This is a genomic window from Bradyrhizobium sp. B039 (assembly GCF_038965675.1).
In the GTDB taxonomy this organism is placed as follows: Bacteria; Pseudomonadota; Alphaproteobacteria; order Rhizobiales; family Xanthobacteraceae; genus Bradyrhizobium; species Bradyrhizobium diazoefficiens.
In genome coordinates, this window is sequence record NZ_CP152416.1 from 5659219 (window position 1) to 5674235 (window position 15017).

Below are 15017 nucleotides of genomic sequence, written 5' to 3' on the forward strand. Positions count from 1 at the left end.
GGAACCTGGTTGACGCCTGCGTGATTAGACAGGAGGCAACCGCCCCTCGCCATACTCCTGCCCAGTGCCCTTTCCAAAGCGGCATAAACCATGCTTCGCCCCGGTTCTGGCGCAGAGCAGGTGCTATGCCTAGTCTGGTGGTGCGGCTGGCCACGCGTAGGAGAGTTTTGGTGCTGGACAGATTGAAGGGCCGCGGCGCGAATGGCTCGAACAGCGAGAAGATCGGCCTCGGCAGCATCCGCCGGCCGGTCATTGGCCTTGCCCTTGGCGGCGGCGCAGCGCGCGGCTTCGCCCACATCGGCATCATCAGGACCCTGCTCGCCAACGGTATCGTGCCCGATGTCGTGGTCGGCACCTCGATTGGCGCCGTGGTCGGCGGCCTCTACGCGTCCGGCAAGCTCGATACGCTGGAGGAATGGGGCCGCGGTCTGCAAGGCATGCGCAACATCCTTGGTTATCTGGACATCCGCCTCAACGGCTCCGGTCTGATCGGCGGCGAGAAGCTGGCGACCCGGCTCGAGGCAGCGTGCGGCCAGACCTTGATCGAGGACCTCCCGATCAAGTTCGCCGCCGTCGCGACCGAGGTTCGCACCGGCCACGAGATCTGGCTGACACGCGGCCGCGTGGTCGACGCGATGCGCGCCTCCTACGCCCTGCCCGGCATCTTCTCACCCGTGCTGATCGGCGATCGCTGGCTGGTCGACGGCGCGCTGGTGAATCCGGTGCCGGTCTCCGCCGCCCGCGCGCTCGGCGCTGAAATCGTCATCGCTGCAAATCTTTCCAGCGACATCTTCACCTATTCGACGACGGTCTATTCGCACGGCGCGGCACCCGGACCGGCCGCACCTGCGGCCGAAGAGACGACGCCAAAACGGCGCTTCCCGAGATTCTTCTCGCCTGAGAAGACGGTGAAGCGCGAGTTCTTCGGCGGCGGGGACCGGCCCGGCCTCTCCTCGGTGATGGTCGATGCCTTCAACATCATGCAGGACCGCATCACCCGCGCCCGCCTCGCCGGCGATCCTCCGGACCTGCTGATCACGCCGCGGGTCGGCCAGTTCGGCTGGTTCGACTTCCACCGCACCGACGACCTCATCGCATTGGGCACCCGCGCCGCCGAGCGTGCGCTGGACTCGATCCAGGAGGCGATCCACGCGCTGGCGCCGCCGCCCGAGGGCGCGGCGCCCAAAGCCGGCGAGTGACGGCGGTCAGGCCGTCTTGATGTAGTCGCGCAGGGCTTCCTGCTCGGACTCGTATTCCTGGACGCGGCGCTTGACGATGTCGCCGATCGAGATCAGGCCGACCACCTTGCCGTTGTCGATCACCGGCAGATGGCGGAACTTGCCTGTCGTCATCGTCTCCATGAGCTCGGCGACCGTGTCGGTCTCCTTGCAGGTCACGACCTTGCGGGTCATGACCTGGGAGACCGGCTCGTCCAGCGCGCCGGCGCCGCGCTCGCCGATCACGCGCACGATGTCGCGCTCGGACAGGATGCCTTCCAGCCGGCTCTGGTTCATCACCAGCACCGCACCGATCTTCTTCTCACCGAGCAGCTTTATCGCGGCGGCCAGCTTGGCGTCGGGCTCGACGCTCATGATCTGGTGGCCCTTGGTGTTGAGAATGGAACGTACCGTCATTGTCGCCTCCCTGAATCGGAGCCGTCCGCCTTTTGGCAGTCGGGACTTGTTCCTCGAGTCTTCAACTAACAGTTTCAGCGCCGGTTTCACGCTCAGGCGCTTTACGAAGCAAAGCCGCTACCCGCTTGTCGCTTCGGAACATTCTTCACGCGAATGATGGATGAATTCGGGCCGCGCCGCAAGCGCCGCTTCAAATACGGTCTGAAACGTCCTGTGATGACGCATCCGCAGCATCGCTTCGCACGCGCGGTACCGGATCGAACAGCGCGAACAGCAACAGGCCGGCGAAGAAGCCGCCGATATGCGCCTGCCAGGCGACGCTCGTGGTCTCGGCATCGACCCCGATCGCGCCGACGCCGAAGATGATGTTGACGCCGAACCACACCGCGAGGAAGCCGACCACCCGCCCGTCGCGCAGCGCGCGCGACAGCGGCAGGGCTGGAACCTTTGCGGCGGTATCGGCGTCCGAACGGCTGAACGACAGGAAGCTGCCGCGGACGAAGGCAAAGCGGATCGCCGCCGCCATCGCGCCCGACACCGAGGCCGAAGCGCCGATCATCGGCGCCACCGCATGCTCATGGGTGACGAGATGGGCGAGCGCGCCGGCCGCCGCCGTCACCGCGAGAAAGAGGAAGAACCTGATCGCGCCAAAACGCCGCGCCAGCGCGCTGCCGAACGGCAGCAGCCACAGCACGTTGAAGCCGAGATGGGTCAGATTGGCGTGCAGCAGCGAATAGGTGACGAAGCTCCAGACCTTGGCGCCGGCGCCGCCCGGGATCTGCAGATTGAGCAGCGAGGAATCGTAGCGCTTCGGGATGAAGCCGAAGACGTCGATGGTCCAGTTCTCCAGTTCCGGCGGCAGCAGCACCCGCAGATGGATCAGCGCCAGCAGGGCGATATAGGCGGTCAGCGCGAACGGCAGCGTCAGGATCGGCTCGCGCGGAGCCGCCTCAACAAGGGCCGGCACGTCCGGCTGAGCATCGTGCGAATCTTGCGGGGAATCCAAGGCGGCTTCGCTTTCAGGCGCAATCGGAGCGATACGCTTGGAGATAGTCGCCTTTGCCGGCCTCGCGCAAGTGCACAAAAGGAAATCGTGAACGAGGGACTCGCCTCGAACCGAGCGAGGCACTTGGTCCCGGCTCAGCAGTGCATCGCTAAGGCGCTGCCCTGCGTCCGGGACACGGAGCCTTAGCGATCCGGACCGATCTCGTGTCCCGGACAAGGTGCGGCACGAAGTGACGCGCCGCCGAGCCGGGACCCAGATTGGCAGCGGGTTCGAATTATACAACTTTAGGTAGCTGCAACGATCTGCCTCACGCCCATGCAAACCGCCTTCTTCGTCTATATCCTCGCGAGCAAACGAAACGGCCTGCGCTGCGTCCGGGGCACGAGAGAGTGTGTCTGAGAAAGGAAAAGGCAGGGCCCTGGGAAAGCCCTGCCTGTCCGTGTCGGACTTCCGGTACCCCGAGGGAATAAGGTGTATCCCCACCCCTCCCCGCGGCCCGTGACCAAACTGTTTGACGCCTGTGTACAGGCCCCGCCGAGAACCTGGAGAAAAGCGGCGAGGCTTGCGACCGCGGTCACCATAGCAGGGCTGCGGGACACGCAAAGCGCATAGTTAATTTAACGTTAACGACGCAAAGACCGGCTTAACAGGCGTGAAAACGCCCCTGCGGCATGGACGCTGCAAATCCCCTCCTGCACAACAACAGAAGGGATCGCGGGTGCACTGAAGCGGGACAGGTCTGTCCCACATGGTGTGGCCCCGGGGTAAGCGTTCAGTCATGAAACATCCGTCGAGCCGCGCATTCTTCGCGTATTGGGACAAGAAGCGCGGCGCTGCGCGGGCCCCCGACCGGGCCGACATCGACCCGGCCGCAGTCCGCGGCCTGCTCGGTGACATCTTCGTGCTGTCCTGCGAACAAAACCTCGGGTTTCCGTTCCGCGTCGCCGGCACGCGCGTCTGTGCGCTCGCCGGGCTCGACCTCAAGGACCAGAGCTTTGCGGCGCTGTTCACTGAGGCCAGCCGCAGCGAGATCGGAGAGATCACGACTGTCGTCGCCGACGAGACGCTCGGCGCCATCGCCGGCGTCACCGCCGCGCGCGAGGACGGCAGCAAGGCGCATCTCGAACTGTTGCTGCTGCCTTTCAACGCCCGCCCGCACACCCCCGTGAGCGTGACCGGCGTGCTCGCCCCCTTCGACGACGAATGCGGCGCGCTTGGCCCGTTCACCCTCACCTCCTGGCGCTATCTGCACCAGCCGGAGAAGCTGCTGCCGCGCGCCATCCGCAAATTGCAGATCGCACGCGGACTGATGGTGTATGAGGGGTTGCGGTAGGAGCAGCCCTCGTGTCGCGCGCGCAGTCTTTGCAAACGGCCGACCAAGTTTTCAGCGCGCGAGTCGATTGAAGGTCAGACCGCGTCGGCGCGCGGCGCGCGATCCGTTATTGGAACCTTACCTGCCGAAGTGCGTTTGTCCACTTGCCGTGGCAAGTGTCGGCACGGCAACGCGGCTCGGCCGGTGACGATGCTTTCGCCCGCCGCCGAGCCTCCGTCGAGGGGCTACTCCCGTGATGGAGCGCGCGACAAGAGTTGGTAATCGCCTGTTAGCTGCGTTACCGCCGGCCGACTTCGCTTTGCTTGCACCGCATTTACGGAAAGTACCGCTCCTGCACGACGCAGTGCTCGTTCGATCGGGCGACCGGATCGAGCACCTTTACTTCCCCTGCAGCGGCGCGATCGCCCTCATCATGGAGTTGCCGAACGGACAGACGGCCGCAACCGCGGTGATCGGCAACGACGGCGCCGTCGGACTCATGACGGCGCTCGGCCCCGTCCGATCTCCCCTGACGGCGGTTGTCCGCGTGGCCGGGACCGCACTGCAGATCTCACCCGCACGATTTCAAGCGGCGCTCGAACGCAGTCCCGCCATCGCAAACGCGGTTCAGATTGTCACCAGGGCGATGATGACGCAATTCCTGCACGTCGCGGCCTGCAACGCGCTGCACTCCGTCGAAGCGCGCCTCGCCCGCTGGCTGCTTCACATTCACGACCGGACGGATGGCGGTGACATCCTGCCCCTGACCCAGGAGACGCTGTCGGAATTGCTCGGCGTCCGGCGCACCACGGTCACGCACGTCGTGAGCGCACTGCGAGCATCAAGGGCCATCAAATCCAATCGGCGCGGCCAGCTCGAAATCGACAGGCAACGTCTCGAGGTCGTCGCTTGCGAATGCTACAAGGTGATGAGCCGCAGGATCGATCGGATCGTGTCGCAGGATGCGGTAAGGCTCCTTCACGCCGCGCCGGCGCGGAATGGCTGCCCGCCCCCGGACTTCCCGTTCGCCAAGACCGACTCGTAGACCCAGGCCTCCCTGGCGAACCACTCGTGCGTCGCCGCGCACATCCGGCAATAGGTGCGCGAGAAAAAGACCGCGCTGCAGCGAAACTTGTCGCTATCCACCTCGATGCCTGTCGGAATAGCGCTCCCCGTTTCCGGGCACTTGATCATCACCATACCCATCCCTGATTTCCCTCCAGCTTGGCATCACCTCACGGCGAGGCTGGCCGCCATCGGCTGGACGGCGTCTCTTCTCGCGAAGACGCTCGTCCAGCCGATCCACGTGGCCAGTAGCTTCGATTCAAGCAGCCCTATGCAGAACCCGGTTGAAGCTGTTCTTGATCGGCTCGGCCGTCTCGGTCGCGACCTTCTGGGCCAGATCCCAAAGCTCCCGATTCTGGGCGGAAGCCGCTTCAAAGGTCTTGCGACCGTGGGCGGTGGAGAGGTTCACGAGGTCCGCAAACGACCTCGCATCCGCAAGCTGGGAGAAGAATTCCAGCGCGGAGCTGGTATTGGCGTTGGATATTTCGATGACCTTGGTGCCGTAATCGGCGGAACGCTTGGCACTGGTCGAACAGGCGTCGCAGAGTGCCGTGGTAATCTCCTCGGACGTCACCTTCATCTGCTCGAAATTTGCCTTGGCCCGTGTCGCGGCCGGCGCGGCGAGATCGCCGAAGATCGCCTGGATGTTGAAAAACGGCATGTCGAACTTGAGCTTTGTATTTCCGTTCGCCGTCCCATTCAGCGGAGCGGCTTTCGTCTCGACTTTCATATCGGCATCACTCACGGGCTTTCATCCTTTCAAGCGAAACTAGATGATGGATTGAAGACTCCCCGACGCGTCCAGGTGCGTGCTGCAACGGGACGCCACTGCCCCTACTTTCACGATGGTGGGATGCTGCTGCGGATATTCCGCTCTCGCCCCCTGCCGGAGCCAACTATGGCCGACGACAATCGACGCTTCGGTTCGCTTTCGGACTCTCGCTTTGAATTTATTCGAATATTGCGACGAAGCGGCGCAGCGAGAATCCTGCGCCCTTAAAGTTGCGGCAATTGCATGCGCCAACTTCAGATCAGCGCCGGCGAGCTATTCAGAGGCGTCGATCCCCGGAGCCGTTTGAGCCGGAATGTTCTACCGCCTGCGCAGCCGGCAAGTTGGCCTGCAACGGACCCTGTGCGACAAATTGGCCGGTCTATGCGGGCTGATGGTGTATGAAGGGCTGCGGTAGATTTCGTTTCGACGCGAGCGAGCGCCACAATCTCGATGCAGCCTCTCTCACCTGGACGAAGCAGCCATGCCCGACATCATCAATTTCGGTACGCTCGAGCTCCGCTTCCTGCACAGCAAGGACGACACCGGCGGCAGCGTCGACATCTTCGAAATGACGTTGCAGCCGAATGCGCGGATGCCGATCCCGCACTATCACGACCGCTGGGACGAAACGATCTACGGGCTGTCCGGCGTCTCGACCTGGACGATCGACGGCCAGCAGACCGATGTTGGCCCCGGAGCCTCAGTCTTCATCAAGCGCGGCATCGTGCACGGCTTTACCAACCGTTCGACGGGGCCTGCGACATGCCTGTGCATCCTGAGCCCCGGGGTGCTGGGACCGCAATATTTCACCGAGATGGCAGCGCTCCTGTCGGCCGGCGCGCCGCCCGATCCCGAGAAGATGAAAGAGACGATGCTGCGCTACGGACTGGTGCCGGCGCCGGCTGCGTGAGCCAAGCTCGCCGGCGAATGGAAATGACCGAGCATCATGCGATCTCGTCGGTCCAGACCTTGAAGCTGACCAGCTCGTTCGGGCCGAAGGTCTGCGTGATCGGAACGTCGCAGGCATCGCGCCCCTGAGCGATCAGGACGCGGCCCTGCCGCGGCACGTTGTTGCGCGGGTCGAAAGTGTGCCAGCGCCCGCCGATGAAGGCCTCGAACCAGCCGGCGAAATCGCCCACCGCCCAAGGCTGCGGCGTGCCGACGTCGCTCAGATAGCCGGTGCAATACCGTGCGGGAATGTTCATGCAGCGGCAGAACGCGATGGCGAGGTGGGCATAGTCGCGGCAGACGCCCTTGCCCTCCTGGTATGCCTCCCACGCCGTCTTGGTCGCGCGCGCATGCTCGTAGCCGAAAGCGATGTGGCCGTGAACGAAATCGCAGATCGCCTGCACCCGCGCCCACCCCGGAGGCGTCTTCTCGAACAGCTTCCAGGCGATCTCCGAGAGCCGGTCGGTCTCGCAGTAGCGACTGCCGAGCAGATAAACCAGCGTATCGGAAGGCAGCTCCTCGATCCTGTGCTGAACCGCCGACGCAACCACCGGATCCGGCAGGCCGCTGTCGCGAACCACGCCATCTGCTGCAAGGCGCATGCGACCGGCCGGCGCGACCATGCGGCTGCACCAATTGCCGAACATGTCCCGATAGGGCGTGATCTCGACCGCAGGCGTGGTGGTCAGGAAGTCCGGCACGATGACATCGGAGGCGCGCGTGAAATGCGTGCCCAGCACCATGATCATCGGAGTCGGTTGCGGGAAATCGTAGAGCATTTCGAATCCGACACGGAATTTCATTCGAAATGCCTTTTTGCTAGGTGTCAGCTCGAAATGGCGATGAATCCGCCGATTACAAGGCATGCAGGCGAACTTGCGCGTGCTCCGCGCCATCATTGCACTTCGCGCACGGGCTGGCGAGTTCGTTTTGACAGCTTCACCGGCGCGGCCCGCGCGGCTAAGCTGTGCGCTCCAAAAGGATTTGATCTATGGGAAGAGCATGCTGACCGGAAGTTGCCTGTGCGGCGCCGTTGCGTATGAAGTGGATGCGGAGCCCGCGCCCTTCGTGCATTGCCATTGCCAGACCTGCCGCAAGACGCACGGCTCGGCGTTTTCCAGCGTGATGCCGGTGCCGCGCGCGGCGTTCCGGTGGGTGCGCGGCAACGAGTTGCTCGCCGCGTTCGAGTCCTCGCCCGGCAAATTCCGCCGCTTCTGCACCCGCTGCGGCTCGCACATCATGGCGGAACGGATCGCGCAGCCGAACGTGCTGTTGCGCATGGGATGCCTGGATACGCCGGTCGCGGGCCCCGCGCGCGCTCACATCTGGCGCTCGGACGCGGCAAGCTGGTACGACCCCAAGGACGCGACGCCGGAACTGCCGGAAGCGGCCGCCAGCCCTCCCCCGGCGCGATAGAGTCCCTCGCGCGACACGCCGCCTGCGCTATCGGGCCGGACATCGCGTGCCACGGCGATCCCCGGCCCGTGCTGTCAATCGCTCACGGCATCGCCAGATGCCAGGCGCCGTTGAGGAAACCGTCGCCGGTGATGTCGCCGGGCTTGGTATCCTTGGCGAAAGTATAGAGCGGCTTGCCCTTGTAGGCCCATTGCCTGGAGCCGTCGTCGCGCGTGATGATGGTGTAGCCGTCGCCGGCGGCATCGCCGGCCTCGGCCTTCAGCACCGGCCAGTTCGTCGCACACGGACCGTTGCAGGCCGACTTGCCGTCCGCGTCCTTGTCGAAGGTGTAGAGCGTCATGCCCTTGGCGTCAGTGAGCACGCTGCCCTTGTCGGTCTTGCCGGTTTTCGTCGGCGGCGCGGCGAACGCGGCGGGAATGATTGCGAGCGACACGGCTAGCGTGAGCGCGAGGCGGATCGGGGATGTCGTCATGATCTCTCCTGTCATGCAATTGGCTTGCATGGGTAGGACGCCGCGCGAGCCGTCGTATTCCTTTGAGCGCGGCAAAGAAATTTTTCGCTGCACGCATCATTGCGCCGGAATAAACTGGAATGAGTGAGACGGACCGACATGAGCAAGCTGCATTGGCGTCCCGCGCACGCCTCCGACCTGCCCGCGATTGGCGCGATCGCAGCGCGCATCCATCCTGGTCTGCCTGAACGCCTCGAGGTGTTCGCGGAGAAGATGCGGCTCTATCCCGATGGCTGCCGTGTGCTCATCGCGGACGACGAGATCGCCGGCTACGGGATATCGCATCCCTGGCGTCGGCACCGGATTCCGCCGCTCGATGGATTCCTCGAACGACTGCCCGATGACGCGGACTGCCTCTACGTGCACGACGTCGCCGTGCTGCCGGATCATCGTGGCGGCATAGCGCGTGCCTATGTCGAAACGATCGAGAACCTGGCGCGCGCGTCGGGCATCGCGGCTCTCGCGCTGGTCTCGGTCTACGCCACGCGGCCGCTGTGGGAACGTTTCGGCTTTCGGCCCGTCACGGCGGATGCGGAGCTGCGCGCAAAGCTCGAATCCTACGGCGCCAGCGCGACCTACATGCTCCGCGATCTCACGGAGCGGTCGAGCGCCGGCACATGAGCTCGCCGTCCGATTCCCCGCTCACGCGGGCGTGAAGCCACCGGCTCGAACCGGTTTCGATCAGCTTCCGTCGAAGGTTCGTGCGAGCCGTTCCGGTCTCGCCGACCCGAGGCTGGAGAATTTCATGAGACTCTCATTGTCGAAAGTTGCTTTCATTGCATGCGTTGCGGCGACCGCGTTCACGGCGACCAGCGCCAACGCGGTGCAGTTGCGGACCTATGGCTGCGACACGGGCTTCTTCGAGGGCTGCGCCGGCTTTGTCGAAGTGCCGCAGCAGCAGGCCGGACGACGCGTCGTTCGCCTCACTCACGATACCTCGCCGATCTACATGAAACAGACCGACCCTCGCTACAATTCGGCGATGCGTGATGCCGGCGGCGGTGGTGGTGGCGGAGGCGGCGGTGGTGGCGGTGGTGGCGGCGGTGGTGGCGGCGGCCGCTAAGCCCACCCGATCTTGCGGGAACGCCGCTGGTTCGTGCCAGCGGCGTTCATTCGTTCCGGCCAGGACACGCGGGGTATTTCAGCCCCGATGCTTCTTCTTTGCCTTCTTTCCGGGCGCGCCCTTCACAGGCCACGCAGTGACCGCAGGCGGCTGTCCGGCGTGGCCGGGCTTGTTCTTATGCTTCTTTTTCTTCCCGAAAGCAGGAGCATCGTCGAATTTCGGCCCGCGCTCGCCGAAAGCCTTGCTGCGCGGCTTGAATCCCGCCTCGCGTGGGCGATCGTCGCGACGTTCACGATGATCACTGTCGCCGCTCTCGCGCCGAGGCGGCTTTGACCGCTCTTCCGAAGGCGCTTGCCGCTGCGGCGCATCCGCCATCGGTTCGAGGCGGATATTGTCTTCCTTGTCCGGACGCTTGATCTTGGCAGCGAAGGAGTCCGCGACCCGCTCGGAAATTTCGAACTCGGTCGTCGTGTCCATGATCTTGATGGCGCCGATGTCGCCCTTGTCGATGCCGCCACGACGGCAAATCATTGGCAACAGCCAGCGTGCTTCCGCATTCTTTCTTCGTCCGATGTTGGCCCGGAACCAGACGCTGCCCTCCGCCATGCCGTGCTTCGACGACGATTTCCCCGATTTGGGGCGGGCTCTTTCGGGGCGATCATCGCCGCCCTGGGCCCGGACATTGTCGCGACCGCGATCGTCGCGCGGCCGGCCAGCCCGCTCGCCGGGATCGATGATGTCTTCGGGCGACGGCAGCCGCGCGCGATAGAGCCGCGCCAGCGCCGCGGCGATATCCTCGGGCGACCGTTCGGCCAATAGCGCCTGCGCCAGCACCAGATCGTCGGCGGTCGTCTCCTCGGTGAACAGCACGTCCTTCATGCGCTCGTGATCGAGCTTGCGGATCTCGTCCGCCTGGGGTGCCGTTCCCCAGACCGCGTCGATGCCTGAGAGATTGAGCAGCAGCTCCGCACGCCGCCGCCGTGCGGGCGGCACCAGCAGGACACTCGTGCCCTTTCGCCCCGCACGGCCGGTACGGCCCGAGCGATGCTGCATGACTTCGGCGTCGTTGGGCAGATCGGCCTGAATGACGAGGTCAAGGCTCGGCAGGTCGATGCCGCGGGCGGCGACGTCGGTTGCTACGCAGACGCGGGCACGCCCGTCCCTAAGCGACTGGAGCGCCAGGGTCCGCTCGTTCTGCGTCAATTCGCCCGATAGCGCGACGACGGAGAAGCCGCGCTCCAGCAGTGCCGCCTGCAAATGCCGGACGGCATCGCGCGTGCTGCAGAACACCAGGGCGCTCGGCGCCTCGAAGAAGCGCAGCACGTTGACCACCGCGTGCTCGACATCGGCGGGAGCGATCCGGATCGCGCGATACTCGATATCGGCGTGACCGCCTTCGTCGCCCGCGACCTCGATCCGGAACGCCTGCTGCTGATATTGCTTGGCCAGCGCGACGATGCCGCGCGGAAAGGTCGCCGAGAACAACAGGGTGCGGCGCGTCTCCGGCGTGGTCTCGAGGATGAACTCCATGTCCTCGCGAAAGCCGAGATTGAGCATCTCGTCGGCCTCGTCGAGGACGACGGCCTTCAATTCGGAGATGTCGAGACGGCCACGGCGCAAATGATCGCACAGCCGGCCCGGCGTGCCGACGACGATGTGCGCGCCGGCCGCCAGCTCGCGCTGCTCGCGCCGCGGATCCATGCCGCCGACACAGGAGACGACGCGCCCGTCAGCATGCTCGTACAGCCAGGCCAGTTCGCGCTGAACCTGCAAGGCAAGCTCGCGGGTCGGCGCCACGATCAGGGCGAGCGGCGCGCCCGCCCGCTCGAACCGCTCGATGCCATCAAGCAGATCCTTGGCCAGGGCCAGTCCGTAAGCGAGGGTCTTGCCGGAGCCGGTCTGGGCCGAGACCAGGAGGTCGCGGCCTGCGGCCTCCTCGGTGAGCACGGCGAGCTGAACGGGGGTCGGACGGTCGTAGTTGCGCTCGGCCAAAGCTCGGGCGAGCGGCGGACTCATAGTCGGGAATGACACGGGATAAACCTTGGTTGGTCCAGGCGCGGAACGTCGAGCCGCGCGACCTGAAGCTGCGTGCTCGGCAAATGGTCCGGCCGCACGCGTGGTGATTTGATTTGGACGCTCTTTACGCCAAGCGCGGGCAAATCACCATGCCTATGACGCATGGCTTTGGCGACATCGCGAATAAGCTTACCGGCGGTCCGACCTACTACATGCAGCGTTTCCGGGCCGTTTTGCTGCATATAGTGAGCTTTTGCTCCAAAGCGGCTGATTTTCGCGGCCGCCTCGCTTAAATTGTGCGCGATTGGACGTGCCGGGAATGCGCGCATGATCTCTTCCATCAAACGCACCTGCGGCGATTGCACGCTCTGCTGCAAGGTGATGGCCATCGAGGCGCTGGCCAAGCCCGCGAATGCCTGGTGCCGGCATTGCAAGCCCGGCCGCGGCTGCGCGATCTACGCCGAGCGTCCGACCGAATGCGAGAACTTCGCCTGCCTGTGGCTGGTCAACGATCTCCTCGACGAGCGCTGGAAGCCGAGCCGGTCGAAGCTGGTCCTGACCACGTCCGAGGACGGTATCGAAGTCCGATCCGACCCGGGCTTTCCCGACGCCTGGCGCAAGCAGCCCTACGCCGACGACATCCGCGCATGGGCCGTCGAAGGCGAGACCAGCAACATGACGGTGGTCGTGATCGTCGGCCAGCGCATGATCCTCGTCACGCCGGATCGCGAATTCGATCTCGGTGTCGTGGGGCCCGATGAGCGGATCGTGCGGGAGCTGGAGGGCACGAAGGTGGTGGGTGCGGCGGTGGTGAAGGAAAGCGAGATCGATACGGGGAGCGGCGCCCCGCCGACTTAGCCGGCGCCCCTTGGATCTCGCCAGCCAGGATCACGCGATTGACGGATGCAAGTCTTGTCGCGCCCGCCACTCGATCCCAAATCGTGCCTCACGAGAGAGCAACGGGTGAAACATGATCGACAGCATATCGCTTGCCGACAAGCTCGCGACCTTTGGGGATTATTGGTCTCCGCGCACGATCACGACGTTCAACGAATGCGACGTGATGGTGGTGAAGGTGAAGGGCGAATTCACCTGGCACAAGCACGACGACACCGACGATTTCTTTCTGGTCCTGAAAGGCAATCTGGACATCGAATTGCGGGATCGCACGGTGACGCTCGGCCCGGGCGAGCTCTACGTCGTGCCCAAAGGTGTCGAGCATCGCCCGGTGGCGCGCGAGGAGGTTCACCTGATGCTGATCGAGCCGACCGGCACGCCGAACACGGGCGACAAGGCAACCGCCGCGGCGCGCAAGTTGGCATAGCGGGCAACGCGCCTGGCGCGGCCCTAATCCCTGGAGGTCGCCAGTTTGCTGAAGCTGCCAACCAGCTTGGCTCTTGCGCGCGCAACAGTGTTCTTGGCCGCGCGGGACAGGGCTCGGATGGCGCGCCAGGCTTCGGTCGCCTGCAGCCACGCCTTCGCCGCGGCGTATTTTCCGTACGTCCAGGCAAAAGCGGGAATTCGCATCAGCTTGTCGCGCGTGAGATGAAACAGGCGCTCGACCAGCACCAGCTTGAGCAATTCGCCGACAATGAAAGTCACGGCACCGCTCAGGACCTGACCGGTTGCGGCGAGGTACGCAGCAACCGGCTTGACCGGCTCCAGAAGAACGACGGGCACGGAGAACAAGGCGAGCGACGGATAAGGCGGCAGCGATTTGATCCAGGCGCGCAATCGCCTGAATTCGAAATGCCGCCCGATCCAGCGCCCAATCGGCCTCGCCACGGCCATGAAGACCGCATCCACCAGGAAGTAGATCGCAGCCAGGATGTAAGTGACAGGTTTCAGGATTTGCTTCACGGCACCTCTCCCGCGAAGTGAAAGTCGGAACTTGGGCCTAAGTTTCACCTCTGCGTGGATAGTTCGGGGATATCGGATGGAACTTTTGGGGCATCGCTCCTGCTCAGATCTCCGCGTAGCCTCCAATAGATTGCCGTCTGGGTCGCGGAAGCAGGAAATCCCCGCCAAGGCCCGGGATATCGCTTCGCTCATCCGAGCTACAGATCTTCACTCCACCAGTTCCGGCCACGGCACGATCGTCGACTTCACCGTCTTCATCGCCATCGCATCCCTCACCGCCTGCGCGACGCCCTCTTCCGTGAACGGGTAAATCGTCTGCATCTTCAGCCAGGGGTATTTGCCCGCCGTGCGGTAGAGCATGTCCACGCCGAGCGGCAGGTCGTTGCCGGTAAAGCCCCAGGAGCCGAGCACGTTGAGGTCTTTGGTGCAGATGCGATGCCATGAGGTCTCGATCGAGCCGGCATCGGTGAACTGGCCCATCTCGACATAGGTGCCGCCGTCGCGCAGCATCTCGATGCCTTCGGGGCCGGCGGTCGGATGGCCCGAGCAGTCCATCACGAGATCGGCGCCGAAGCCGCCGACGATCTCGCGCACGTGCGCGATGCGCTCTTGCGGTGACTTCAGCTCGTCGATATTCACCGTCGCCTCCGCGCCGAACTCACGCGCGAGCTTGAGCCGCGGCTCCTCCGGCGCGCCGACGCAGATCACCCGCCCTGCCCCCATCTCCTTCGCGGCCGCGACTGCGAGAATGCCGATCGGGCCGGAGCCCTGGATCACCACCGTGTCGCCCCAGGAAAAACCGCCGGCACGGCTGGCGCGGTTGAAGGCGCGGATGCAGGAAGTCAGCGGCTCCGACAGCGCGCCCAGCCGCAACGACATGTCGTCGGGCAGCTTGTAGATCTTGGTGCCCGGCAGCATGTCGAGATCGACATAGACATATTCGGCCCAGCCGCCCCACATGTGAGGCGCCTTGTCGAAGCCGAGATAGCGACCGTAATAGACCGGCGTCAGGCACTTGTTGGCGGTCTGCGGATAATGGATGCAGTAATAGCAGCGGCCGCACGGCATCAGCGGCGGGATCATCACTTTCGAGCCGACGGTCAGCGGCTTGCTCATGAAGTCCTCGGTGAACTCGTCGCCGCATTCGACGATGATTCCGCCGAGCTCATGTCCCAGCGTGAACGGCCAGGGCAGCGGCTTCGGCCAGTGTCCCTTGAGGATGTGCAGGTCGGTGCCGCAGACCCCGCAGGCGCCGATCTTGATCAGCGCAGCCTTGCGGCCGACCTTCGGCCACGGCACGGTGCGGATCACAGGCTCCGAGCCCGGTCCTGCGTGAGTGCAGACGCGGATGTGCTCCATGGTGTGTCCTCGATGCCCGTCTGTTATGATTGATTGGCGCGGGCTGAGGCGAAGC

The 15017-nt window shown here is 64.5% G+C and carries 18 protein-coding genes; 9 read left to right on the forward strand and 9 right to left on the reverse strand.

Translation table 11 applies throughout. The features are described from left to right. Window positions 1-170 precede the first annotated feature (170 nt). Entirely contained in the window at window positions 171-1199 is a 1029-nt protein-coding gene (locus tag AAFG50_RS26790; RefSeq protein WP_028175852.1) for a patatin-like phospholipase family protein, read from the forward strand. 6 nt (window positions 1200-1205) lie between these two features. On the opposite strand, the gene AAFG50_RS26795 is transcribed toward AAFG50_RS26790, so the two are convergent. Further along, window positions 1206-1634: a CBS domain-containing protein gene (locus AAFG50_RS26795; RefSeq protein ID WP_011088299.1), complete on the reverse strand. Its 429-nt coding sequence runs from the start codon at window positions 1632-1634 to the stop codon at window positions 1206-1208. Between the two features lie 190 nt (window positions 1635-1824). Then, window positions 1825-2640 carry a rhomboid family intramembrane serine protease gene (locus AAFG50_RS26800; RefSeq protein WP_028175851.1) on the reverse strand — a complete coding sequence of 272 codons (816 nt, stop codon included), beginning with the start codon at window positions 2638-2640 and terminating at the stop codon, window positions 1825-1827. Window positions 2641-3418: 778 nt separating this feature from the next. On the opposite strand from AAFG50_RS26800, the gene AAFG50_RS26805 reads away from it, so the two are divergent. Beyond that, window positions 3419-3973: a PAS domain-containing protein gene (locus AAFG50_RS26805; protein WP_028175850.1), complete on the forward strand. Its 555-nt coding sequence runs from the start codon at window positions 3419-3421 to the stop codon at window positions 3971-3973. A gap of 235 nt (window positions 3974-4208) precedes the next feature. After that, on the forward strand, window positions 4209-4997 hold the full coding sequence (locus tag AAFG50_RS26810) for a Crp/Fnr family transcriptional regulator (RefSeq protein WP_038967886.1): 789 nt from the start codon (window positions 4209-4211) through the stop codon (window positions 4995-4997). A gap of 279 nt (window positions 4998-5276) precedes the next feature. Here the strand turns inward: AAFG50_RS26810 and AAFG50_RS26815 are convergent, their stop codons facing one another. After that, the gene (locus AAFG50_RS26815) at window positions 5277-5762 is read right to left on the reverse strand and encodes a phasin (RefSeq protein ID WP_028175848.1); all 486 of its coding nucleotides are present in this window, start codon (window positions 5760-5762) and stop codon (window positions 5277-5279) included. A 508-nt stretch (window positions 5763-6270) separates the two neighbouring features. Here AAFG50_RS26815 and AAFG50_RS26820 point away from each other — a divergent pair. Next, a complete protein-coding gene (locus AAFG50_RS26820) occupies window positions 6271-6699 on the forward strand; it encodes a cupin domain-containing protein (RefSeq protein ID WP_028175847.1) in 429 nt (142 codons plus the stop codon). A gap of 34 nt (window positions 6700-6733) precedes the next feature. Here the strand turns inward: AAFG50_RS26820 and AAFG50_RS26825 are convergent, their stop codons facing one another. After that, entirely contained in the window at window positions 6734-7540 is an 807-nt protein-coding gene (locus tag AAFG50_RS26825) for a transglutaminase family protein (protein WP_011088305.1), read from the reverse strand. Between the two features lie 199 nt (window positions 7541-7739). Between AAFG50_RS26825 and AAFG50_RS26830 the strand changes: the two genes are divergently transcribed. Then, on the forward strand, window positions 7740-8153 hold the full coding sequence (locus tag AAFG50_RS26830) for a GFA family protein (protein WP_039185285.1): 414 nt from the start codon (window positions 7740-7742) through the stop codon (window positions 8151-8153). A gap of 82 nt (window positions 8154-8235) precedes the next feature. Here the strand turns inward: AAFG50_RS26830 and AAFG50_RS26835 are convergent, their stop codons facing one another. Then, window positions 8236-8625, reverse strand: coding sequence for a hypothetical protein (locus AAFG50_RS26835; RefSeq protein ID WP_028175845.1), 390 nt, complete (start codon window positions 8623-8625; stop codon window positions 8236-8238). A 138-nt stretch (window positions 8626-8763) separates the two neighbouring features. Here AAFG50_RS26835 and AAFG50_RS26840 point away from each other — a divergent pair, with 138 nt between their 5' ends. Together AAFG50_RS26840 and AAFG50_RS26845 are read left to right on the forward strand one after the other, a co-directional pair. Beyond that, window positions 8764-9285 (forward strand): GNAT family N-acetyltransferase, encoded by a 522-nt coding sequence (locus tag AAFG50_RS26840; RefSeq protein WP_028175844.1) that lies wholly within the window; start codon window positions 8764-8766, stop codon window positions 9283-9285. A 124-nt stretch (window positions 9286-9409) separates the two neighbouring features. Beyond that, a complete protein-coding gene (locus AAFG50_RS26845) occupies window positions 9410-9727 on the forward strand; it encodes a hypothetical protein (protein WP_028175843.1) in 318 nt (105 codons plus the stop codon). 78 nt (window positions 9728-9805) lie between these two features. Here the strand turns inward: AAFG50_RS26845 and AAFG50_RS26850 are convergent, their stop codons facing one another. Together AAFG50_RS26850 and AAFG50_RS26855 are read right to left on the reverse strand one after the other, a co-directional pair. Next, window positions 9806-11743, reverse strand: a complete 1938-nt coding sequence (locus AAFG50_RS26850; RefSeq protein ID WP_049832603.1) for a DEAD/DEAH box helicase — start codon at window positions 11741-11743, stop codon at window positions 9806-9808. Continuing rightward, entirely contained in the window at window positions 11740-12084 is a 345-nt protein-coding gene (locus AAFG50_RS26855; RefSeq protein WP_131234243.1) for a hypothetical protein, read from the reverse strand. The genes AAFG50_RS26850 and AAFG50_RS26855 overlap by 4 nt, the downstream gene beginning before the upstream one ends. Between AAFG50_RS26855 and AAFG50_RS26860 the strand changes: the two genes are divergently transcribed. Both AAFG50_RS26860 and AAFG50_RS26865 read left to right on the forward strand, forming a co-directional pair. Then, entirely contained in the window at window positions 12071-12601 is a 531-nt protein-coding gene (locus AAFG50_RS26860; protein ID WP_011088311.1) for a hypothetical protein, read from the forward strand. The two genes, AAFG50_RS26855 and AAFG50_RS26860, sit on opposite strands and share 14 nt — an antisense overlap. A 112-nt stretch (window positions 12602-12713) precedes the next feature. Further along, window positions 12714-13067, forward strand: coding sequence for a cupin domain-containing protein (locus AAFG50_RS26865; RefSeq protein ID WP_028175840.1), 354 nt, complete (start codon window positions 12714-12716; stop codon window positions 13065-13067). Window positions 13068-13090: 23 nt separating this feature from the next. Here the strand turns inward: AAFG50_RS26865 and AAFG50_RS26870 are convergent, their stop codons facing one another. Then, window positions 13091-13603 carry a hypothetical protein gene (locus AAFG50_RS26870; RefSeq protein ID WP_028175839.1) on the reverse strand — a complete coding sequence of 171 codons (513 nt, stop codon included), beginning with the start codon at window positions 13601-13603 and terminating at the stop codon, window positions 13091-13093. 207 nt (window positions 13604-13810) lie between these two features. Further along, a complete protein-coding gene (locus tag AAFG50_RS26875) occupies window positions 13811-14962 on the reverse strand; it encodes a zinc-binding dehydrogenase (protein WP_028175838.1) in 1152 nt (383 codons plus the stop codon). Window positions 14963-15017 lie beyond the last annotated feature (55 nt).

Bases quoted from the DNA above. Each gene is read 5' to 3' on its own strand.
- AAFG50_RS26820 (WP_028175847.1), top strand. From the start codon at position 6,271: ATGCCCGACATCATCAATTTCGGTACGCTCGAGCTCCGCTTCCTGCAC.
- AAFG50_RS26865 (WP_028175840.1), top strand. From the start codon at position 12,714: ATGATCGACAGCATATCGCTTGCCGACAAGCTCGCGACCTTTGGGGAT.
- AAFG50_RS26810 (WP_038967886.1), top strand. From the start codon at position 4,209: ATGGAGCGCGCGACAAGAGTTGGTAATCGCCTGTTAGCTGCGTTACCG.
- AAFG50_RS26795 (WP_011088299.1), bottom strand. From the start codon at position 1,634: ATGACGGTACGTTCCATTCTCAACACCAAGGGCCACCAGATCATGAGC.
- AAFG50_RS26875 (WP_028175838.1), bottom strand. From the start codon at position 14,962: ATGGAGCACATCCGCGTCTGCACTCACGCAGGACCGGGCTCGGAGCCT.
- AAFG50_RS26840 (WP_028175844.1), top strand. From the start codon at position 8,764: ATGAGCAAGCTGCATTGGCGTCCCGCGCACGCCTCCGACCTGCCCGCG.
- AAFG50_RS26860 (WP_011088311.1), top strand. From the start codon at position 12,071: ATGATCTCTTCCATCAAACGCACCTGCGGCGATTGCACGCTCTGCTGC.
- AAFG50_RS26825 (WP_011088305.1), bottom strand. From the start codon at position 7,540: ATGAAATTCCGTGTCGGATTCGAAATGCTCTACGATTTCCCGCAACCG.
- AAFG50_RS26805 (WP_028175850.1), top strand. From the start codon at position 3,419: ATGAAACATCCGTCGAGCCGCGCATTCTTCGCGTATTGGGACAAGAAG.
- AAFG50_RS26845 (WP_028175843.1), top strand. From the start codon at position 9,410: ATGAGACTCTCATTGTCGAAAGTTGCTTTCATTGCATGCGTTGCGGCG.
- AAFG50_RS26835 (WP_028175845.1), bottom strand. From the start codon at position 8,625: ATGACGACATCCCCGATCCGCCTCGCGCTCACGCTAGCCGTGTCGCTC.
- AAFG50_RS26855 (WP_131234243.1), bottom strand. From the start codon at position 12,084: ATGGAAGAGATCATGCGCGCATTCCCGGCACGTCCAATCGCGCACAAT.
- AAFG50_RS26830 (WP_039185285.1), top strand. From the start codon at position 7,740: ATGCTGACCGGAAGTTGCCTGTGCGGCGCCGTTGCGTATGAAGTGGAT.
- AAFG50_RS26850 (WP_049832603.1), bottom strand. From the start codon at position 11,743: ATGAGTCCGCCGCTCGCCCGAGCTTTGGCCGAGCGCAACTACGACCGT.